This is a genomic window from Promicromonospora kroppenstedtii (assembly GCF_044389675.1).
Lineage (GTDB): Bacteria > Actinomycetota > Actinomycetes > Actinomycetales > Cellulomonadaceae > Promicromonospora > Promicromonospora kroppenstedtii.
Window position 1 is genome coordinate 30,612 of the sequence record NZ_JBIRYI010000002.1, and the last position, 19,189, is coordinate 49,800.

The 19,189-nt window shown below is 73.6% G+C and carries 20 protein-coding genes; 8 read left to right on the forward strand and 12 right to left on the reverse strand.

The genetic code is table 11. The annotated features are described in order from the left end of the window. The first annotated feature begins 129 nt into the window (after window positions 1-129). Window positions 130-735, forward strand: coding sequence for a flavodoxin family protein (locus ACH47X_RS03950; protein ID WP_397401598.1), 606 nt, complete (start codon window positions 130-132; stop codon window positions 733-735). A gap of 21 nt (window positions 736-756) precedes the next feature. Here ACH47X_RS03950 and ACH47X_RS03955 read toward each other — a convergent pair whose 3' ends face one another. The 6 genes from ACH47X_RS03955 to ACH47X_RS03980 all read right to left on the reverse strand — a co-directional run bounded on the left by ACH47X_RS03955 (window position 757) and on the right by ACH47X_RS03980 (window position 4,623). Continuing rightward, window positions 757-1,572, reverse strand: a complete 816-nt coding sequence (locus tag ACH47X_RS03955) for a hydrolase (protein WP_397401600.1) — start codon at window positions 1,570-1,572, stop codon at window positions 757-759. 33 nt (window positions 1,573-1,605) lie between these two features. Next, complete coding sequence (locus tag ACH47X_RS03960) at window positions 1,606-2,016, reverse strand: PRC-barrel domain containing protein (RefSeq protein ID WP_397401602.1); 411 nt, start codon at window positions 2,014-2,016, stop codon at window positions 1,606-1,608. After that, window positions 2,013-2,390, reverse strand: a complete 378-nt coding sequence (locus ACH47X_RS03965) for a hypothetical protein (protein WP_397401604.1) — start codon at window positions 2,388-2,390, stop codon at window positions 2,013-2,015. The genes ACH47X_RS03960 and ACH47X_RS03965 overlap by 4 nt, the downstream gene beginning before the upstream one ends. Further along, window positions 2,387-3,616, reverse strand: a complete 1,230-nt coding sequence (locus ACH47X_RS03970) for an NRAMP family divalent metal transporter (RefSeq protein ID WP_397401606.1) — start codon at window positions 3,614-3,616, stop codon at window positions 2,387-2,389. The genes ACH47X_RS03965 and ACH47X_RS03970 overlap by 4 nt, the downstream gene beginning before the upstream one ends. After that, on the reverse strand, window positions 3,613-4,113 hold the full coding sequence (locus ACH47X_RS03975; RefSeq protein ID WP_397401608.1) for a hypothetical protein: 501 nt from the start codon (window positions 4,111-4,113) through the stop codon (window positions 3,613-3,615). Before ACH47X_RS03975 ends, ACH47X_RS03970 begins: the two co-directional genes overlap by 4 nt. A 90-nt stretch (window positions 4,114-4,203) precedes the next feature. Further along, on the reverse strand, window positions 4,204-4,623 hold the full coding sequence (locus ACH47X_RS03980; RefSeq protein ID WP_397401610.1) for a CBS domain-containing protein: 420 nt from the start codon (window positions 4,621-4,623) through the stop codon (window positions 4,204-4,206). A gap of 194 nt (window positions 4,624-4,817) precedes the next feature. Between ACH47X_RS03980 and ACH47X_RS03985 the strand changes: the two genes are divergently transcribed. Next, window positions 4,818-5,123, forward strand: a complete 306-nt coding sequence (locus ACH47X_RS03985; RefSeq protein WP_397401612.1) for a hypothetical protein — start codon at window positions 4,818-4,820, stop codon at window positions 5,121-5,123. A gap of 27 nt (window positions 5,124-5,150) precedes the next feature. On the opposite strand, the gene ACH47X_RS03990 is transcribed toward ACH47X_RS03985, so the two are convergent. Next, window positions 5,151-6,092, reverse strand: coding sequence for a TIGR03557 family F420-dependent LLM class oxidoreductase (locus ACH47X_RS03990; protein ID WP_449582149.1), 942 nt, complete (start codon window positions 6,090-6,092; stop codon window positions 5,151-5,153). Window positions 6,093-6,237: 145 nt separating this feature from the next. On the opposite strand from ACH47X_RS03990, the gene ACH47X_RS03995 reads away from it, so the two are divergent. The 6 genes from ACH47X_RS03995 to ACH47X_RS04020 all read left to right on the forward strand — a co-directional run bounded on the left by ACH47X_RS03995 (window position 6,238) and on the right by ACH47X_RS04020 (window position 13,694). Next, entirely contained in the window at window positions 6,238-8,694 is a 2,457-nt protein-coding gene (locus ACH47X_RS03995; protein ID WP_397401616.1) for a molybdopterin oxidoreductase family protein, read from the forward strand. Then, window positions 8,691-9,167, forward strand: a complete 477-nt coding sequence (locus ACH47X_RS04000; protein WP_397401618.1) for a hypothetical protein — start codon at window positions 8,691-8,693, stop codon at window positions 9,165-9,167. Before ACH47X_RS03995 ends, ACH47X_RS04000 begins: the two co-directional genes overlap by 4 nt. Before the next feature lie 115 nt (window positions 9,168-9,282). Further along, a complete protein-coding gene (locus ACH47X_RS04005; protein WP_397401620.1) occupies window positions 9,283-10,164 on the forward strand; it encodes an alpha/beta fold hydrolase in 882 nt (293 codons plus the stop codon). 82 nt (window positions 10,165-10,246) lie between these two features. Continuing rightward, window positions 10,247-11,656 carry an FAD-dependent oxidoreductase gene (locus ACH47X_RS04010; RefSeq protein WP_397401622.1) on the forward strand — a complete coding sequence of 470 codons (1,410 nt, stop codon included), beginning with the start codon at window positions 10,247-10,249 and terminating at the stop codon, window positions 11,654-11,656. A 76-nt stretch (window positions 11,657-11,732) separates the two neighbouring features. Continuing rightward, the gene (locus ACH47X_RS04015) at window positions 11,733-12,815 is read left to right on the forward strand and encodes an aromatic acid exporter family protein (protein ID WP_397401624.1); all 1,083 of its coding nucleotides are present in this window, start codon (window positions 11,733-11,735) and stop codon (window positions 12,813-12,815) included. 255 nt (window positions 12,816-13,070) lie between these two features. After that, window positions 13,071-13,694 (forward strand): PAS and ANTAR domain-containing protein, encoded by a 624-nt coding sequence (locus ACH47X_RS04020; protein ID WP_397401626.1) that lies wholly within the window; start codon window positions 13,071-13,073, stop codon window positions 13,692-13,694. 101 nt (window positions 13,695-13,795) lie between these two features. Here the strand turns inward: ACH47X_RS04020 and ACH47X_RS04025 are convergent, their stop codons facing one another. From ACH47X_RS04025 to ACH47X_RS04045, 5 genes are all read right to left on the reverse strand, one after another. Beyond that, window positions 13,796-14,755 carry a 3-hydroxyacyl-CoA dehydrogenase family protein gene (locus ACH47X_RS04025; RefSeq protein WP_397401628.1) on the reverse strand — a complete coding sequence of 320 codons (960 nt, stop codon included), beginning with the start codon at window positions 14,753-14,755 and terminating at the stop codon, window positions 13,796-13,798. A 44-nt stretch (window positions 14,756-14,799) separates the two neighbouring features. Further along, window positions 14,800-15,303, reverse strand: coding sequence for a ribose-5-phosphate isomerase (locus tag ACH47X_RS04030; RefSeq protein ID WP_397401630.1), 504 nt, complete (start codon window positions 15,301-15,303; stop codon window positions 14,800-14,802). Continuing rightward, window positions 15,303-17,045 (reverse strand): dihydroxyacetone kinase family protein, encoded by a 1,743-nt coding sequence (locus tag ACH47X_RS04035; protein ID WP_397401632.1) that lies wholly within the window; start codon window positions 17,043-17,045, stop codon window positions 15,303-15,305. The genes ACH47X_RS04030 and ACH47X_RS04035 overlap by 1 nt, the downstream gene beginning before the upstream one ends. A 44-nt stretch (window positions 17,046-17,089) precedes the next feature. Continuing rightward, window positions 17,090-18,019, reverse strand: coding sequence for a sugar phosphate isomerase/epimerase family protein (locus tag ACH47X_RS04040; protein ID WP_397401634.1), 930 nt, complete (start codon window positions 18,017-18,019; stop codon window positions 17,090-17,092). Window positions 18,020-18,122: 103 nt separating this feature from the next. Then, window positions 18,123-19,178: a LacI family DNA-binding transcriptional regulator gene (locus ACH47X_RS04045; RefSeq protein ID WP_397401636.1), complete on the reverse strand. Its 1,056-nt coding sequence runs from the start codon at window positions 19,176-19,178 to the stop codon at window positions 18,123-18,125. Window positions 19,179-19,189 lie beyond the last annotated feature (11 nt).

The window sequence follows — 19,189 nt, forward strand, 5'->3', positions numbered from 1 at the left end:
GCACTCGCAGCCGGACGCTCCCGGAGACGCGGCGTGCGGGTCGTCGGTAGGTGATCCATGGTGGATCCGGCACGCCCACCCGGGCGCCTCGTTCCCACCGACCCGGCTGACCGACCCGACAGGAGTCCCATGAAGGCGCTGTTCCTGAGCTGCACCCTGAAGCCCTCCCCCGCCCCGTCGAACACCGAGGCGCTCGCCGACGTGGTCGCGTCCGCCCTGCAGGAACGGGGCGTGGCGGTCGACCGGCTGCGCCTCACGGACCTGTCCGTGCCGCCGGGCGTCGAGACCGACCTCGGCGACGGCGACGACTGGCCCGCGGTCCACGAACGCCTCCTGGACGCCGAGATCCTCGTCGTGGTCACCCCGACCTGGCTCGGCCGGCCGTCGTCGGTCGCCCAGCGGATGCTGGAGCGCATGGATGCGATGCTCTCCGAGACGTCGTCCGACGGCACGCCGGTCGCCTACAACCGGGTCGCGGGCGTCGTGGTGACCGGCAACGAGGACGGCGCGCACCACGTGATCTCCGAGATCAGCGGGGCGCTGGGCGACATCGGCTACACGGTGCCCGGACAGGCCTGGACCTACTGGAACCAGGGCCCAGGGCCTGGGCCCGAGTACCCGGACACCGAGCACGGCCACGAGTGGTCGCACAGCACGGGCCGGCTGATGGCGCACAACCTGCACGCGGTGGCGTCCGCGCTCGCCGCGCACCCCGTGCCGCCGCACGAGGACTGAACCGGGCCCGACGAGGTCCGGCTACGTGAGGTGGTCGTTGGCGCCGCTGGTCCAGGCCGCGTGCCGGTCCGCCGAACGCAGCACGACCGCCCGGGCATCGACCGGGATCACGCCCCGGAAATTGTTGTAGAGCCGGTCGAACTCGAACCGCGCCACGTGCCGCGCCACCCGCTGCACCACCGCCCCCGACAACGGGATCCGGTTCGGGTAGCTGCGCATGAACGACACCGACGTCCGGTCCGGGTTCGCGAAGATCGTGTCACCACTGAGCAGCACACCCCTGCCCTCCGCACCGGCCGCCCAGTGCGCCACCACGGACCCCGGGAAGTGCCCGCCCGGCTGGGTCAGCGTCACACCCGGCAGGATCTCGCGGTCCCCCTTCCACAGCTCGACGGCCTCGTCGGTCCGCGCGAGCCAGCCGGCGTCGGCCTCGCTGACCAGGATCGGGACACCGCCCAGGCGCCGGCTCCACTCGACCTGCACCCCGTACATGTGCGGATGGCTCGCCACGATGTACGCCAGCCCGCCCAGATCCTGGACGGCGGCGACGGCCGCGTCGTCGAGGTAACCGGGGACGTCGAACATCAGGTTCCCCGCCGCCGTCCGGACGATCTTCGCGGTCGGTCCGATACCGACGTCCGGCTGCGCCGTCAGGCCGGACAGGTCCGGCTCCAGCTCCTCCACGACGAAGCTCGCCCCCTCGGCGGCAAGCTCCTCCAAGGTGGTCCACCGCTGCCCGTCGGCGGGCACCAGCTCCCGCTCGTCGGCGCAGACCGCGCAGACCGCGGGCCGCGGCTCGTGCTCGACACCGCATCTCCGGCAGATCCAGAACGTCATCCAACCGCCTCTCCTCCGTGCGTCCTGTGGTGACTACAGCGCGGGCGAGCCCCTCTCGAACCCGGCCACCAGCCGCACGATCACCGGCGAGCTGTCCGTGCGCACCTCGGCGACGTCGGACCAGCCCGCGAGGAACGTGCCGCGATGTCGACGGCGGACGAGCTGCGCGATCGGCCAGGGCGAACGCATCTCGGTGCGCTCGTACCCCAGGAACGATCCCCCGCTGTGCGGGCTCACCAGCAGTCCGACCAGCCGGGCGCCAGCGACGGCGTCCCGGTCGAGATGCGCGCTCAACGGAGTCTCAGGGTCCTCCCGGTCCCGCTCCCGCGCGTCGTCGTCCGGCTCGTCGACGACCTCCAGTGCGAACCGCACGTCCACGACGACGCCGAGCGTGGCGCCGTCGGGCCCCAGCACCCGTGCGTCGAGCAGGTCGCCCACGTTCATCCGTCCCCCTCCGGGTCGTGACGGCCCCCGGGGATGCGGCCGACGACGTGGTCGCGCAGCCAGTGCTCCACCCAGTCCGCGTCGAGGCGGTCGGACGGCACGGTGAGCTCGATCGCCGTGCCGACATGCCCGACGTCCTCCCACGCGATCCGGGGCTGCCGGGAGACGGGGACCGCCCCGCCGAAGAGCCGGACGAACAGGACCGGGCCGACCAGGATCGCGCCGACGCGGACCTCGGCGCCTGCCCGCGCCGCCTGCCCGTCGGGGCCGATCAGCTCCAGGTCGTCGACGGCGCGGACCGGCTCGCCGTCGACGTCGAGCACCTGCCGGCTGAGCAGGTGCAGCCGGGCGTCGACCATCCGCTCGCGAGTCATGACCCCGCTCCTGTCGCGATCATCAGGGGTATCGCGGCGACGGCCGCCACGACCACGATCACCAGGTACACCGTGCCCAGGGCGTTGACCACCCGCCCGTTGACGTGGCGGCCCATGTACTGCGGGTCGTTCGCCACCACGAGGATCGGGACATAGGTCAGGGGCAGGGCGACGGCCGAGAAGACCACCGACATCTCCGTCACCGCGATCGGGTCGACGCTGGTCATCAGGATGCCGACGCCGAGCAGGATCGCCACGACCATCGTGACGTGGAACCGCGCCGCACGGGCCGGCCTGCGGAACTTGCCCCACGACCAGCCGAGGTACTGGGCCAGGGAGTACCCGCTGGACAGCGCCGTCTCCAGGGCGGCGCCGAACGTCGCGGCGACGATGCCGACGATGACCAGGGCCAGCAGCAGCACTCCCCCGGCCTGCGCGACCGGGAGTACGATCTGGGAGAGCGACGAGACCTCGATCCCGGCGGGGAGCAGCACGACGGCCGCGCACGCCGCGATCGCGACCGAGAGGAGCCCGCCGAGCGGGAAGCCGATCAGCACGTTCGCCCGGTTCATCGTCAGGTCCTTGGCCGTCCAGCGTTCCTCGACCGCGCCCGAGGAGAAGAAGAACACCTCGTACGGCGTCATCGCGGCACCGAACAGCGCGACGGCGTAGTACCAGTACGCCGCCGGGTGCTCGGTGGACGGCGGGGAGGGCGGCACGGCCTGCCGCATCAGCTCGCCCCAGTCCGGACCGAGCAGGAACAGGGCGACGCCGAAGCCCACCAGCAGCAGCCCCATCAGGCCCGCGACGTTCTCCATCACCTGGAACTTCACGCGCCACAGCACCAGCCACACGGCCAGCGCCGCCACCGGGATCCACAGCCGCGGCTCGACGCTGCTGACGAGGTGGAGCGCGAGCGCGATGCCGCCGATCTCCGCCGTCAGCGTGAGCAGGTTGATCGCGAACGACGCCACGAGGTTGGCGCCGGCCGCCTTCGGGCCGAGCCGCTCGCGGATGATCTCGAACGTGGCGCGGCCGCTCACGGCCGCGACGCGGCCCGCCATGCTCGCGAACAGGCAGATCCCGACCACGCCGAGCGCCACGACCCAGACGAGCGACAGCCCGAACCGGGACCCGACCACCGCGTTGGTGACGAGGTCACCGATGTCGACGAAGCCCCCGATCGCCGTCAGGACGCCGAGGGCGACCCCCAGTACCTTCTTCATGGGCCGCCCGCCTCGGCCAGGGCCTGCTCCACCGCGCCGGTGGCCTTCTCCAGGTCCGCGAGCAGCGCGTCGGCCGACGGCGGCACGGCGGCCGCGCCGCCCAGGTCGCCACCGGCCCGGGCCGCGTCCCACTCCCGTGCGCTGACGACGACGTCCGTGACCCCACCGACGGCCGCGAGCCCGGCGGCCCGCTGCTCGGACGAGGTGGTGTCGGGCGGGACCAGGGTGGTCAGCGCCGTCTCGGCGTCGTCCAGCACGCGGAGCTGGTCCAGCAGAGCGGTGTCGGCCATCGGCCCGGTCAGCCGTCCCCGGGACAGCTGCTCGACGACGATCCGGGTGGTCTCGGCCGCCGAGCCCGCCTCGGACAGGGCATCGGCGATGGCCGCGCTCGCCTGCCCCGGCTCCTGGTGACTGGCGACCGTGCACGAGGCCGTCCCGGCGAGCACGGTCGCAGCGACGGCGCCTCGCGCCACCCACCGCCACCGCATCACCCTCATGGCCTCGATGTTCCTCGTCGGCGGCGGTACTCGCACGTCGTGCGTGGTCAGAGCCTCACCGTGGCCCGGGGCCAGGCCCGGCCCGTGCGCTCACCGGTTGGGCCGCGCCCTGGAGATGTCCGCGAGCGCGGAGTCCGGGTCCCGCTCGACGGCGAGGTCGCCGATCGAGACGATCCCGGCGAGCACGTTCCCGTCCAGCACGGGTGCGCGGCGGACGGCGCCCGCGCGCATCACCTCGACCACGGTCTCCACGGGGTCGCTGACGCCGACGGTGATCACCTTGTCGGTCGTGACCTGCTGCACGGTCGCGTCGGCGTCCAGGCCGGCAGCGAGGCCGCGTACGACGAGGTCCCGGTCGGTGACGACACCGACGGCGGTGGGCCCGGCCCGGACGACCAGCACCCCCACGTCCTGCTCGGCCATCAGGCGGCCGGCTGCCTCGAGCGTCTCGGTCTGGTCGATGGTGGTGGGTGCCGGGGTCATGACATCTGCGGCGGTCTGCTTGGCCATGGTCGTGCCTCCTTGGCTGGGGGCCGGCGGCGGTGTGCTGCACCGGCAGCCCTCACTGTCCCCCGGGGCCCCGGCACTCGCACGAGGGCCCAGCAGGAGGGCCGGGCCTGGTGTTGACCAGGCCCGATGGCCTAGAGTGGACAGCTCAGGGTCATGAAGCGGCTCTCGATCCTTGCCGGATCCGGAGGTTGCGCATGTCATCCATGAGCCGGGACAGCGTCATCGGACAGGTGGCCATCGAACGGGCGAAGTGCGTGATCGCCGTGGCGCGGGACGTCCAGGACGACGAGGCACAGCAGGTCCTGCAGGACGCGGCCACGGAGGCCCAGGTCCCCGAGAGCGTGGCGGCGGTGCGGATCATGGCGGCGCTCGGGGCCGGCATCGACTCCGACGAGTCGGCCGCCGACATGCTGGAACGGGGACTCACCGCCGTCCGGCCGGTGCAGGCGACGGAACCGGCCGACGAGCCACCGGACGTCGTGCGCCCGCAGCCGGCCTGAGCAGGCACGCCGCACCCTACCGGGGGCCTAGAGCGCCCGGGCCCGCTCCAGCAGCGGGCCCGCCGCCTCCGCCAGGAACCGGTTCTGGTGGTGGTCGCCGACCTGTACGAAGGCGAGGTCCGTGAAGCCGGCCTCGAGGAACGGGCGGGCGCTCTCGGCGAGCTTGTCCAGGTCGGGCCCGCACGCGATCGACGACGCGACGTCCTCGGGCCGCACGAACTGGGCGGCGGCCGTGAACCCGGCCGGCGTCGGCAGGTCCGCGTTCACCGCCCACCCGCCGCCGAACCACCGGAACTCGGCGTGTGCCCGGGCGACCGCGGCGTCCTCGTCGGGGTCCCAGCACACCGGGACCTGACCGAAGACCCGCGTCGACCCCGGGTGACGCGCCCTCCAGCCGCGCACGACGTCGGCGTCGGGCGTGGTCTGGACGAGGTGGTCGGCGAGCGGGGCGAACCGCTCCACGCCGTGCTCCCCCGACACGGCGACCCCGATCTGGACACCGGCGTCCGGGACGTCCCACAGGTGCCCGGACTCGATGCGGAAGTGCTGCCCCTCCCAGGTGACGAGGTCGCCCGTCAGCAGCTCGCGGATGATGTGGATCGCCTCCTCCAGGAGGTCGTGTCGCACGGCGACGCCGGGCCAGCCCTCGCCGATGACGTGCTCGTTGAGATTCTCGCCGGCGCCGAGGCCCAGGGTGAACCGGCCGTCGGCCAGGAGCTGGAGCGTCGCCGCCTGCTGCGCCACGACCGCCGGGTGGTAGCGCATGGTCGGGCACGTCACGAAGCTCATCAGCTCGACCCGGCTCGTGGCCTGCGCGACCGCCCCCAGGAGCACCCACGCGTTGGGCGCGTGCCCCTGCTCCGCGAGCCAGGGCGAGAAGTGGTCGCTGGAGACCTCGAAGTCGAACCCGGCCTCCTCGGCCGCCGCTGCGTACCGGACCAGCTCGCGCGGCCCGCTCTGCTCGGTCATCAGGGTGTATCCGAAGCGCATGTCGTCGTCCCCTTCCCGTGCTGCCGCACGGCCGTCGTCTCCCGACCATAGGCAGGCCCTGGTCGGCTCGCGTCCCGGGTGACCAGCGGTTGCGAGCGACGCGCGTGAGGGGTCCGCTGGACGGATGACGTCCACCGACCGCATCGCGGAGCCCTGGGGTACGCGCACGCCGTACGGGCCGGGCGAGGACTGGCCGGTGCGCACCGACTCCTTCCTCGCCGACGGCGTCGAGGAAGGACAGGTCGACCGCTGGGTGCAGTCCGCGACGCTCCTGCACTCGAACGGCGACGCGCTCGACATCGCCGTCAAGGACGGCCGCATCGTGGGGGTCCGGGGACGAGCCGAGGATCGGGTGAACCACGGCCGGCTCGGTCCCAAGGACCTTTACGGGTGGCAGGCCAACGCGTCGTCCGACCGGCTCACCAGGCCGTTGGTCCGCAGGGGCGGAACCCTGGTGGAGACCACCTGGGACGACGCGATGGACCGGGTGGTGGCCAACACCCGGCGCCTCCTGGCGGAGCAGGGCGGGAGCGCGATCGGCTTCTACACCTCTGGCCAGCTCTTCCTGGAGGAGTACTACACGCTCGGGGTCGTGGCGCACGCGGGCATCGGCACCAACCACGTGGACGGCAACACGCGCCTGTGCACCGCGACCGCGGCCGAGGCCCTGAAGGAGTCGTTCGGCTCGGACGGCCAGCCCGGCTCCTACACGGACGTGGACCACGCCGACGTCATCGCCCTGTTCGGGCACAACATGGCCGAGACCCAGAGCGTGCTGTGGACCCGCGTGCTCGACCGGCTGGCGGGTCCCCACCCGCCCGCGGTGCTCTGCGTGGACCCCCGGGCGACCCCCGTGGCCCGGGCCGCCACCGTGCACCTGGCACCACGCCCCGGCACCAACCTCGCCCTGATGAACGGCCTGCTGCACGAGATCGTCGCCCATGGATGGGTGGACCAGGAGTACGTCGACCGGCACACCATCGGATACGCCGACCTGCTGCGGACGGTGCAGGAGTACCCGCCCGAACGCGTGGCGCGGATCTGCGACGTGCCGGTGGCCGACCTGCGCGCGGCGGCGCGGCTGCTGGGCACCGCCGAACGGCTCCTGTCCACGGTGCTGCAGGGGTTCTACCAGGCCCACCAGGCCACCGCGGCCTCGGTCCAGGTGAACAACCTGCACCTGCTGCGCGGCATGCTCGGCCGACCGGGGTGCGGCCTGCTGCAGATGAACGGCCAGCCCACGGCGGAGAACACCCGCGAGTGCGGGGCGGACGGCGATCTGGCCGGGTTCCGGAACTGGTCCAACAAGCAGCATGTCGACGAGCTGGCCCGGGTGTGGAACGTGGACCCGATGAGCATCCCCCACTACACCGCGCCCACCCACGCCATGCAGATCATGCGCTACGCCGAGCAGGGCTCGGTCCGGATGCTCTGGGTCCAGGCGACCAACCCCGCCGTCTCCCTGCCGGAGCTCGAGCGGATCCGCGCGATCCTGGCACAGGACCGGCTGTTCCTGGTGGTCCAGGACATCTTCCTGTCCGAGACGGCGCAGCTCGCCGACGTCGTCCTGCCCGCGGCGACGTGGGGCGAGAAGACCGGCACCTTCACCAACGCGGACCGGACGGTCCACCTGTCGGAGAAGGCCATCGAACCCCCGGGCGAGGCCCGGCCGGACCTCGAGATCTTCCTCGACTTCGCGCGGCGGATGGACCTGCGGGACAAGGACGGCGGTCCGCTGGTGCGCTGGCACGACCCGGAGTCCGCGTTCGAGGCCTGGAAGGAGTGCAGCCGAGGGCGGCCGTGCGACTACACCGGCCTGACCTACGACCGGCTGCGCGGCAGTGGCGTGCAGTGGCCCTGCACCGAGGAGCATCCCGAGGGCACCGAGCGGCTGTACGCCGACGGCCGCTTCTGGAGCCGCGGCGACGAGTGCGAGACCTACGGCCGGGACCTCGCCACGGGAGCGCCGCTCGACGCGACCGAGTACGCCGCGCTGAACCCGGACGGCCGCGCCATGCTCAAGCCCGCCGACTACGTCGAGCCGCACGAGGTGCCCGGCTCCCGGTACCCGCTGCAGCTCGTCACCGGGCGCACGCTCTACCACTTCCACACGCGCACCAAGACGGCGCGGGCCCCGCAGCTCCAGGCAGCGGCACCGGACGTGTGGGTCGAGGTCTCCGCGCACGACGCCGACGCGCTCGGGCTCGCGGAGGGCGACCTCGCCGAGGTGACCACGCCCCGCGGCGCCGTCCGGGCCCGGGTCCGCGTCAGCGGGGTGCGGCCCGGCGTGCTGTTCGTGCCCTTCCACTACGGCTACTGGGATGTCGAGGACGACGACGGCGGCCGTCACCGGGCGGCCAACGAGCTCACCATGACGGCCTGGGACCCGTGCTCCAAGCAGCCACTGTTCAAGACCGCGGCGGCGCGGGTGCGCAAGCTGGCGGACGCCGACGGCGCCCCGGCGCCAGCGCCGTCGACGGCCTCGGCCTCGGTCGTGCCCGGTGTGCCGCCCACGGCAGGCGGGCCGGCGGCGCTGGCCGAGGAGCGCCTGCCCGGCGCCAGGGCGGGGAGCGCGTCGTGAAGATCGGCATCGTGCTGCGGGACGTGTACTGGTCGGAGACGGACCTCGCCGACGACCTGCTGCGGCTCGCCGACCAGCACCGGGCGGACCACGACGTCTTCCACGTGGCCCAGGACCTGGCCGTGTGGTCCCGACGGCATGCCCACGACATCGCGGCGATCGCCCCCGACTACGGCGCCGAGGTCGACGGCCGCCCGGGAGCGCCGTCCGGCCCGGCCGCGCCCGGGACCGGAGCCGGCCCCCTCGCCGACAGCGACGATCCGGGTCTGGTGCTGCTGCGCGACCTACGGGGCGTCTACCTCGCGGCCGCCGGGGTGGCGGCCGACTGGCAGATGCTCGCCCAGGCGGCCCAGGGCCTGCGCCACACCCGGCTGCTCGACCTGGCCGAGCGGTGCGGCGCCGAGACGCAGCGCCAGGCGCGCTGGGCGAGCGGCAAGCTCAAGGAGTCGGCCACACAGGCCCTGGTCAGCTGAGCCCGCCTCGGGTTCCCCGACAGCGGCGTCGCGGTCGCGCGGCGTGGCGGGCCGGGGACGTCCGCCCAGGCGCGCCGTCGTCCGCGAGCCGTGCCGACGTCGCTACCCTGGCCGCGTGTTCGAAGAATTCGCGACCGCACGGGTCGAGACGCAGGACGCGTCGGTCTTCGTCCGCCACGGCGGGTCCGGCCCGCCCGTCCTGCTCCTGCACGGGCACCCTCGTACCTCGGCGACGTGGCACCGTGTGGCGCCCCGTCTGGTCGACGCCGGGTTCCGCGTGGTGTGCCCGGACCTGCGCGGCTACGGCCGGTCCCGGGGGCCCGCGCCGACTGCCGGCCACGAGGCCCACTCCAAACGAGCGGTCGCCGGCGACATGGTGGCCGTCATGCGGGAGCTCGGCCACGAACGCTTCCACCTGGTGGGACACGACCGCGGGAGCTACGTGGCCCTCCGGCTCGCGCTCGACCACCCCGGGGCGGTCGACCGCCTCGTGCTGATCGACTGCCTGCCCGTGAGCGAGCACCTGCGCCGCGCCGACGCGGTCTTCGCCACGAGCTGGTGGCACTGGTTCTTCTTCGCCCAGCCGGACATCCCCGAGCGGGTGATCAACGCGGACCCCGCCGCCTGGTACGGGCCCAAGGCCGATCCCCGGACCATGGGTGCCGAGAACCACGCGGAGCTCATGGCCGCCGTCGCGGACCCCGACGTGGTGCGCTCGATGCTGGAGGACTACCGCGCCGGCCTGACGGTCGATCGCATGCACGAGGAGGCGGACCGCGCGGCGGGCCGGCGCGTCACCGCCCCGCTGCGCGTGCTGTGGTCGCTCCGCGACGACCTCGAGGAGCTGTACGGGGACCCGCTGGCGATCTGGCGTGCCTGGGCGGACGACCTCGACGGGTACGGCATCGACTCCGGGCACCACGTGGCCGAGGAGAACCCGGAAGCCCTCGTGCACGCCCTGGTCTCCCACTTCCGGCCCGCCACGACCGGCCCGTAGGCGTCGTGCGAGTGCGGGTACCGCGTGCCAGCCTGAGGAGGCCGGCAGCGCGACACCCGACCACCGGCACAGGAGGCGCACCGTGAGCCAGGAGACCCCCGAAGCCGCAGGCGGGCAGGAGGGTCCGGGTGTCCTGGCGCCCGGGCCCCTGCGCGCGGACGTCGTCGTGGTGGGCGCCGGGATCACCGGCGTCGCGACCGCCCTGCTCCTCGCCGACGGCGGCGCCGACGTGGTGGTGCTGGACAAGGCCGCGGCAGGCGCCACCACGACCGCCCGGTCCACCGGCAAGCTCTCCGTGCTCCAGGGCGTGCAGCTCGCGCGCGTCGCGCACCACGGCGACGAGGCGGTGGGCAGCTACCTCGCGGCGGGGTTCGCGGGGCTCGGCTGGCTGCGCCGCACGCTGGAGGACCTCGGCGTGCCCGTCGAGAACCGTGACGACCTCACCGTCGCCACCACTGCAGCCCAGGCGCCCGACGTCGAGGCCGTGCTCTCGACCTGCTCCCGGCACGGGCTCGCGGCCACGTGGGAGGACGAACCGCCCTACCCCGTCCCCGCCTTCGGCGCCGTCCGCCTGCCGGGACAGGGCCAGGTCGACCCGCTACGGATGCTGTCGGCGCTGCGCTCCCGGCTGCGCGCCCGCGGGGTCCCGGTGCACGACGGCGTCCGGGTGCGGCAGGTGCGCCGGCTGCGGTCGGGCGTCGCGCTGCGTACCACGCGGGGCACGGTGCTCGCCGAGCACGTGGTCCTGGCCACCGGCACCCCACCGGGGCGGCTCGGCGGCCTGTTCCTGCGGCTCGAGGCCGGCCGCAGTCTGCTGACCACCTGGGACGTACCCGACCCCGCCGCGCTCCCAGCGGGCTTCGCCGGGACGATGTCGATCACGGCCGGCTCCCCCACCCGCTCGCTGCGCATGGCCGGCGGACTGCTCATGGTGGGCGGCGAAGGCTACCTCACCGGACGGGAGCCGAACCCGGCCGCGCGGCTGGCGACGCTCGACGACTGGACCCGCACGCACCTGCCCGTCGGGACCGCGCACCACGCGTGGGCCGCGCAGGACTACGTCAGCGACACCGGCCTGCCGTTCGTCGGACCGGCCGTCCCGGGCGACGAGCGGGTGCTCGTGGCGACGGGCTACGGCAAGTGGGGCCTGACGACCGGCGCCGGCGCCGGCCTGGCCCTGGCGGGCCGCCTGCTCGGCGAACCGGTCGAGTGGGGCTCGGCCCTGGAACCGTGGGCCAGGCCACCGGAGCCCACGTCCCGGTCGGCGGCCACCTTCGGCGAGCAGTCCAAGGGCTGGGCCTGTGCGGCGACCCGGCCCACGGGGGAAGCGCCGGCCGGGAGCGAGGTGTCACGGGTGTGTCCGCACCTCGGCGGCGTCGTGCGGTGGAACGACCAGGAGCAGTCCTGGGACTGTCCCGTGCACGGCTCGCGCTTCGCCGCGGACGGGACGCTCCTGGAGGGCCCGGCGACGGAGAACCTCGCCCGGCGCTGACGACACGGACCACACCTGACACGCCCCGGGCACCGTGCGGATGCGGGTGACCCGGCACCGGGTGAGCCTTGCGGTCATGCCCACCCCGCCGCGCCTCCTCGTCGCCCTGCACCACCGCTGGTCACGCCACCCGCGCTGGGCGCTGGCGGTCAAGGGCTCGCTCGCGGCGTCGCTGGCGTGGGTCGTCGCGGTGCTCGCACCGGCGCCGTTCTCCGAGCAGCCGTACTACGCGCCGCTCGGGGCGATCATCGCGATGTCGAGCACGGCGGTCCGTTCGGTGCGGCAGTCCGCGCAGGCGACGGGAGCGGTGCTCGTCGGCGCCGTGCTCGCCCACGGCGTGGACCTGACGCTCGGTTCCAGCACGCTGTCCGTGGCCCTCGCGGTGGGGCTGGCCCTGCTGTGCTCCGGATGGCGGCTCTTCGGCGAGATGGGTGGCTGGGTGGCGACGTCAGCTCTCTTCGTGCTGATCCTGGGCGGGTCGGAACCGCTCGAGTTCATCACCGTCTACTCGGGCCTGATCGTCGTCGGCGCGGTGATCGGCACCGCCGTCAACCTCCTGTTCCCACCGCTGCCCCTCACGCCTTCGGAGGACGCGCTGGACCGGCTGCGCAGTGTGCTCGTCGACCAGGCCGAGGTGCTGGCCGACCGCCTCGAACGGTCGGGGCCCCTCGTCGCCGACGAGTGGCAGCGACGACGACGAGCAGTGGTGCCGCCGAACGACAGGGCTCATGGAGCCGTCGCCCAGACCCGCGAGGCGATGCGGGTCAACCGCCGCGGGCACCGCTACAGCAGGTGGGCCGGTGCGCAGGCGGGGCGCGCGGAGGCACTGTGGGCCGCCGCCGACGTGCTCGACGAGGTGGTGCGGCTCCTGGCCGAGTGGGAGCACACGGACCGCGCGGACGTGGCACTCGGCCCCGAGATCCGCCCGGTCCTGGCCACGACGCTGCGCTCGTACGCCGCCGCGCTGCGGTCGGACCGGGAGGACGACTCCGCGGTCAGGGCCGCCGAGGCCGTCTCCCGGCTGGCCGCCGCGGTGCGCGCCACCCAGCGGTCCTCGGGAGATGACCTGTTCGTCGCCGGTGCGCTCGTCGTCGCCCTGCACCGTGGCGTCGACGCGTTGGCTGCCGACGGTCCGGCTACAGCGGCCGGCCACCGGTGACACCGATGGGAGCGCTGCCGGCTGCCGCTCGACGTGCGAGCGCCGACGCACGGTGGTCACCATGGCCTTGCCGCTCGCCCCGGTGGATGTCGCGCTCCTTGCCGTCGCGACATACGCCGGGACGAGCGGACCAGGCGGTACGCCGCGCAAGCGGTCGCCACAGGGTCCGGTTCCCCTGACAACGGTTCTCCGCTACGGTCGGTGTGGGTCATGACGCGGCTCGTCCGTGGATGAAGCGCGTCAAAGGCGGTACACATGACCGAACCGATGGAGATCGAGCGGGCGCTGGCCCTGGGGGCCAACCACGTGGTGGGGCGGTACAGCTACGACCTGGCCGAGCAGGTGTGGTGGTGGTCGGACGAGACCTACCGCATCCACGGCTTCGAGCCCGGCGACGTGGTTCCGACCACCGCACTCGTGCTGGCGCACAAGCACCCGCAGGACCGCGCTCGCGTCTCGCAGGTCCTGCAGACCGCGGCACGGACCGGCGAGCCGTTCAGCAGCGTCCACCGCATCATGGACGCCCACGGCGACCAGAAGACGCTGACCGTCGTCGGGCAGGGCCGCATCGACCCCGACACGACGCAGGTGAGCGAGCTGACCGGCTTCTTCGTCGACATCACGGCCGGTATCGAGATCCAGGCGAACGAGGCCGCCTCGGCATCGATCCGCTCCGCCGCGGCCACCCGCGCCCCCATCGAACAGGCCAAGGGCATCATCTCCCTCGCGCTGCACATCGACCCGGAGGAGGCGTTCGAGCGCCTGCGCTCCACCTCCAACCACACCAACGTCGCCGTGCGGGAGCTCGCTCGGAGCATCGTCGCGCTCGCCTCTGCCTCCGGCACCACCCCGGCAGACATCGCCGACGCACTGGCCTGACCCTTGGCGCTCGACCGGCCGCTCCCGCGGACCGGAACATCGCCCTCGCACTGCTGGACGCCCGGGCGTAGCGAGCATCCGGCCGTGCGAGAGCGGCCGGGTCAGGCCGGAGCCGGTCCGAGGGAGCGCAGCAGCCGCCCCATCTCCCCGTACGCCTTGTTCCGGTACGCGACCAGCGCCTTGACCTGCTCCGGCGTGTAGTCCCGCAGCAGCCCCCGGCCGTTCTTGACACCCTTGCGGTCCCCCGCCACGGCGTCCTCGATGAGGGCGGGCGTCGCGAGGCGCTCGCCGAAGTTCTCCTCGAACGTGCGGAACCCGCCCGCGTAGACGTCAAGCCCTGCCTGGTCCGCGATCGCGAACGGGCCGAAGAACCCCAGGCGGAAGCCGAACGTCGTACGCACCACCGTGTCGATGTCCTCCGGGGACGCGATGCCCTCCTCCGCGATCGACATCGCCTCCTTCAGCAGCACGTACTGCAGGCGGTTCAGCACGAACCCCGGCACGTCGGCCACCAGCGCGCCCTGCCGGTCCGCACGGGCCAGCAGCTCACGCACCACCGGCACCGCACCCGGGTCCGTGCGGTCGCTCAGCACGAGCTCGACCCCCGGGATGAAGGGCGCCGGGTTGGAGAAGTGCACGGTGAGGAACCGCTCCGGGTTCGCCACCGCCTCGACCAGCACCCGGGCCGGGATCGTCGAGGTGTTGCTGCCGATGATCGCGTCCGGACGGGCCGCGGCCGAGATCCGGCCCAGCACGTCGTGCTTGACCTCGACCGACTCGAACACCGCCTCCTCGATGAAGTCGGCGTGCGCGACCGCCTCCTCGATCGACGGTGCCGTGCTCAGGTTGGCGCGGATCGTCTCGGCCGCTCCGGGGTCGTACAGGCCCTGCTCCTCGAACTCCCGGGCCTCCACGAGGAGCCTCGCGTACGCGGCCTCGGTCGCCTCGGCCGAGACGTCCGCGATGACGACGGGCAGGCCCGCGAGCGCGAAGGACTGCGCGATGCCCCCACCCATGTACCCGGCCCCGACGACGGCGACCGAACTGATGCTGCTGATCATGATGTCCTCTCCGACAGCCCTACTGAAACGTTTACGAACAGGCGTCAGCCGCAGGACGCCGGGTTCGGCGCCGGGTCGCTCCCCGCGGCCTGGTCCTCGATCTCCCCGATCGCCATGACCTTGGGCGCCGACGGCGAAGCCGGGTCGAACCGGTAGCCGAGCCACTCGCGGGTCAGCCGGCGGGCCAGCTCGATGCCGACGACGCGCTGGCCGAAGCAGAGCACCTGGGCGTCGTTGGACAGCACCGCACGCTCGACCGAGAACGAGTCGTGCGCCGTCACCGCGCGCACGCCCGGCACCTTGTTGGCGGCGATCGCCACCCCGAGCCCGGTGCCGCACACGAGCAGTGCACGGTCCGCCTCCCCGGCCCCGACCAGTCGGGCGGCGGCGGCACCCACGTAGGGGTATGGGGTGTGCTCGTCGCTGCGCACCCCGACGTCGACCACCGAGGCGACGCGCTCGTCCGCCTCCAGGTCCCGCTTCAGGATCTCCTTGTACTCGTACCCGGCGTCGTCGCAGCCGATCACCAGTCGCAGGCCGTCCACCATCAGGATTCCACCTTCGAGGTCGTGGGCACGGGGACGCCGGCCTCGGCGCCCGCCTCGCCCAGCAGGAGGGCGAGGGAGGTCGCCCCCGGGTCCGGGACGCCCAGGCTCTTGTCCCCGAGCACCCGCGCACGGCCTCGGCGGGCCGTGAGGTTCTCGGTCGACGCCGCGCCCGCCCGGGCGGCCACGACCGCGGCACTCCAAGCGCCGGCCGGGGCGGTGCCCGCGTCCACCGCCGCGGCGAACGCCTCGACGGCCGGGTGCAGCGCGTCCACCATCGTCTTGTCGCCGACGCGCGCGCCGCCGACCGCCTGCACCTGGTCCCGGGCCGCGGTGAACCCGGCCAGGAGGTGGTCGACCGTGACGGGCGCGTCCGGCGGGAGCGCGTCAGCCAGCGCGAGCAGACCCACTCCCCACAACGCCCCCGACGTCCCACCGGCCTTGTCCGCCCAGGCGTCGGCCGCTCGGCGCAGCACGGACGGCGCGTCCGCCCCGGCCGCGCGGGCGGCGTCGGCCGCGTCGACCGCTGCGTCGATGCCGCGGCACATGCCCCGGCCGTGGTCGCCGTCCGCCGCCACCGCGTCAAGGTCGCCGAGCATCTGCTCGGCGTCGTGCAGGGCGCCCTGCGCTCGGCGCAGCATGCCCGTGACGGCGCCGGCCGCCGCGATGCCCTCCGGGGTGGTGGCACGCACCAGCTCGGTCTCCGGCTCGGTGGGCAGCGGCGCGGGAACGGACGCGGGCGCGGGGCGCCATGCCCCGTGGTGGAAACCGGGCGTGCTGGCGGGGGCGAGCCACAGGCGCTCGAGCTCGTCGTCGAGCCACGTGACCGTCAGCGAGCAGCCGGCCATGTCCAGGCTGGTCACGTACTCGCCCACGAGCGGTGCGACGATCGTGACGCCGCGCTCCACCAGCAGGTCGTGCACGCTGTCCCACAGGACGAACAGCTCCTCGTACTTGACCTCGCCGAGGCCATTGAGGAGTACCGCGGCCCGGCCGTCCGCGTCGGCGGGGCGTTCGGCGAGCACGCGGTCGACGAGCTCGACGGCGAGCGCGGCCGCCGTCGACCTGGCCTCCTCCCCGACGCCGGGCTCGCCGTGGATACCGAGTCCCCACCCGGCGGTGCCCGGCTCGAGGCTGAACAGGGCATGGTCCTGGCCCGGCAGCGTGCACCCGTCGAAAGCCACTCCGAACGACTGCGTGCGCTCGTTGCCCCGCGCGGCGAGGCGGTTCACCTCGGCCAGGTCGGCCCCCTCCTCGGCGGCGGCTCCCGCGAGCTTGAAGACCACCAGGTCGCCGGCCACGCCCCGGCGCTCGTGGGCGCGCTCGGCGGGGGCGGAGGCGACGTCGTCCGTCACCAGCAGGATCGAGACGTCCGTGCCCTGCGCGCGCAGGCGGCTGGCCGCGGCACCGAAGTTGAGCACGTCGCCCGCGTAGTTGCCGAAGGTGAGGAGCACCCCGGCCCCGCCGTCGGCGGCCCGGCACACGTCCAGCACCTGGCGGGTGGACGGGGACGTGAAGATGTCGCCGCACACGGCGGCGTCGGCGAGGCCGTCGCCGACCAGCCCGGCGAACGCCGGGTAGTGGCCCGATCCCCCGCCGACGACGACGGCCACCTTGCCGGGGCGGGTGCCGTCCGCGCGGGCGATCCCGCCGGGGACCTGGCGGAGCCGGCCGGGGTGGGCCTTGACGAGGCCGCGCAGGGCCTCGGGGACGAAGTCTTGCGGTCTGTTGTGGACGTAGGTCATCTCACCTGCACCTTTGCTCGGGGACGTGGTTGCTGCTGACAGGGCTAGCGTCCGGCGCCGCGGAGCACCTCGCGGATGTACTCCCGGTTGATGGCGGCGACGCCCAGGCTGTCGGAGCCGTAGTGCTCGCACACGAAGACGCCCTCGAACCCCAGCTCCAGGGCCCGGCGGATCACCGCGCGATAGTTCACGACTCCCTGGACCAGCGGCGTCGGATGCGTGGCGTAGGCGCCCGTCGCCGGGTCCTCGTCCCGCGTGTAGTTCTTGATGTGCCAGAAGTTGGTCAGGGGCAGGACCTTCTCGAACATCGTCGGGATGTCCTCGATCGGCCGGTGCAGCCGCACCAGGTTCCCGAGGTCGGGGTTGATGCCGACGTTGTCGCGGTCGACGTCCTGCACGAACCGCACCGCCAGGTCCGGCGTGCCGATGTAGGTGTCCTCGTACATCTCGAGGCTGACCTGCACCCCGAGGTCGCGCGCGTGGTCGGCGAGCTCGCGGATACGGCGCACGGCGAGGTCGTAGGCGTCCTTGTCGTCGAGGTCGTCGTGGTGCCCCTCGGCGAGCCAGAACCACAGGGCGCGCTCCTGGGCGGGCGTCAGGGCCTGCATGAAGCCGAAGTTGACGACCTCCGCCCCGAGCTCCGGGGCACGGTCGATGATCGTGTGGCCGAAGCGCAGGTAGTCCTCGCCCCGCGCGGCGTCGATGACGCTGCGGCGGGTGGTGGACACGGACGGGACCGACAGCCCCGTCTCCTTCAGCACGGCGAGCAGCTCGGCGAACCGCGCGTCGCTCAGCTCGCCGATCGACAGCCAGGCGTCGGTGGGGTCGACGTGCGTGAACCCCAGGTCTGCGACCTGCTGCAGCTGGGCCCGCCAGGACTCGGCCGGCGCGTCGACGTTGGGGATCCCGTCCGGCGTCGTCGACCCGAAGGACAGCATGTTGGCCGCGACGGGCCAGTTCTCGGCTGTGCGCATGTGATCTCCATCGATCTGGGATGCCGCGCGGCATCGTGGTTCGGCCGCCGGACGGATCGCCCGGCGGGTGGTGCTCGGTCCGCCGGTCAGGACCGGCGGCGGTTCAGCCCCGCGTGTCCCGGAGCGGCTCGGCCCGTGGCGGGGCGGTCGAGTCCCGGACGACGAACGTGGTGGCGATCTCGATGTGGTGGGAGTCGACCGGCCTGCCCTCGTGCAGCTGCTGCACGGTGAGCAGGGCCCGCCGGCCGATCTCCTCCAGCGGCTGCCGGACGGCGGTCAGCGGAGGGTTGGCCCACGACGCGAGCGGCGTGTCGTCGTAGGCCACGAGGCTGACGTCCTCCGGGACCCGCAGGCCGGCGCGCCGCGCAGCCTCCAGCACCCCCATCGCCTGCGCGTCGCTGCCCGCGAAGATCGCGGTGGGCGGGTCGGACCGCTGGAACCACCGCTCCGCGACCTGGACGGCCTGGTCGTGGTCGAAGCGGATCGGACGGACCAGCTCGGGCTCGATCTCCACGTCCTGCTGCCGGCAGTACGTGAGAAAGCCGTCCAGGCGCGCGACGGCGCTGAGAGACTCCGCCGGCCCGGCCACCACCGCGAGGTGCCGGTGCCCGAGGCGGACCAGGTGCTCCGCCGCACTCCGGCCGCCGAGCCAGTTCGTGGACCCCACGGAGACCACACCCTCCTCGGTGACGTCGAGCGGGTCGATCACCACGAGCGGGACGCGCGCGCGGGCGAGGCTCGCGTACACGTCCGGGCCGAGCCCGGAGGTCAGCACGATCGCACCCACCCGCTCGGCGGCGGCGAGCCGCTGGGCCCAGGCGGCGCTCGACTCCGGCACCCCGTTCGCGGACCTGCGGCGCACCCGCCCGACGACGACCTCCAGGCCCAGCTCCTCGGCCGCGAGCACCACGCCGCGCAGGATCTGCGACGCGTAGGTGGTGTCCAGGGTGTCGACCATGAGCTCGACCGTGTGCGCCGTGGTGGTCCGGGACGGGCCCCGGTACCCGAGCGCGGTGATCGCCGTCTCGACCCGCTCCCGGGTGTCCTCGGCGACGTCCGGCCGCCCGTTCACGACCTTGGACGCCGTGGCGGTGGACACCCCCGCGTGCGCGGCCACGGCCGAGAGGTTGGGACGTGCCGGCCCGGTCTTCTTCGTCAAGGCTGCCTCCT

Bases quoted from the DNA above. Each gene is read 5' to 3' on its own strand.
- ACH47X_RS03960 (WP_397401602.1), bottom strand. From the start codon at position 2,016: ATGAACGTGGGCGACCTGCTCGACGCACGGGTGCTGGGGCCCGACGGC.
- ACH47X_RS04030 (WP_397401630.1), bottom strand. From the start codon at position 15,303: ATGGTGGACGGCCTGCGACTGGTGATCGGCTGCGACGACGCCGGGTAC.
- ACH47X_RS03970 (WP_397401606.1), bottom strand. From the start codon at position 3,616: ATGAAGAAGGTACTGGGGGTCGCCCTCGGCGTCCTGACGGCGATCGGG.
- ACH47X_RS04025 (WP_397401628.1), bottom strand. From the start codon at position 14,755: ATGATCAGCAGCATCAGTTCGGTCGCCGTCGTCGGGGCCGGGTACATG.
- ACH47X_RS04035 (WP_397401632.1), bottom strand. From the start codon at position 17,045: ATGACCTACGTCCACAACAGACCGCAAGACTTCGTCCCCGAGGCCCTG.
- ACH47X_RS03950 (WP_397401598.1), top strand. From the start codon at position 130: ATGAAGGCGCTGTTCCTGAGCTGCACCCTGAAGCCCTCCCCCGCCCCG.
- ACH47X_RS03955 (WP_397401600.1), bottom strand. From the start codon at position 1,572: ATGACGTTCTGGATCTGCCGGAGATGCGGTGTCGAGCACGAGCCGCGG.
- ACH47X_RS04040 (WP_397401634.1), bottom strand. From the start codon at position 18,019: ATGCGCACAGCCGAGAACTGGCCCGTCGCGGCCAACATGCTGTCCTTC.
- ACH47X_RS03965 (WP_397401604.1), bottom strand. From the start codon at position 2,390: ATGACTCGCGAGCGGATGGTCGACGCCCGGCTGCACCTGCTCAGCCGG.
- ACH47X_RS04020 (WP_397401626.1), top strand. From the start codon at position 13,071: ATGACCGAACCGATGGAGATCGAGCGGGCGCTGGCCCTGGGGGCCAAC.
- ACH47X_RS03995 (WP_397401616.1), top strand. From the start codon at position 6,238: ATGACGTCCACCGACCGCATCGCGGAGCCCTGGGGTACGCGCACGCCG.
- ACH47X_RS03980 (WP_397401610.1), bottom strand. From the start codon at position 4,623: ATGGCCAAGCAGACCGCCGCAGATGTCATGACCCCGGCACCCACCACC.
- ACH47X_RS03990 (WP_449582149.1), bottom strand. From the start codon at position 6,092: ATGACCGAGCAGAGCGGGCCGCGCGAGCTGGTCCGGTACGCAGCGGCG.
- ACH47X_RS03985 (WP_397401612.1), top strand. From the start codon at position 4,818: ATGTCATCCATGAGCCGGGACAGCGTCATCGGACAGGTGGCCATCGAA.
- ACH47X_RS04015 (WP_397401624.1), top strand. From the start codon at position 11,733: ATGCCCACCCCGCCGCGCCTCCTCGTCGCCCTGCACCACCGCTGGTCA.
- ACH47X_RS03975 (WP_397401608.1), bottom strand. From the start codon at position 4,113: ATGAGGGTGATGCGGTGGCGGTGGGTGGCGCGAGGCGCCGTCGCTGCG.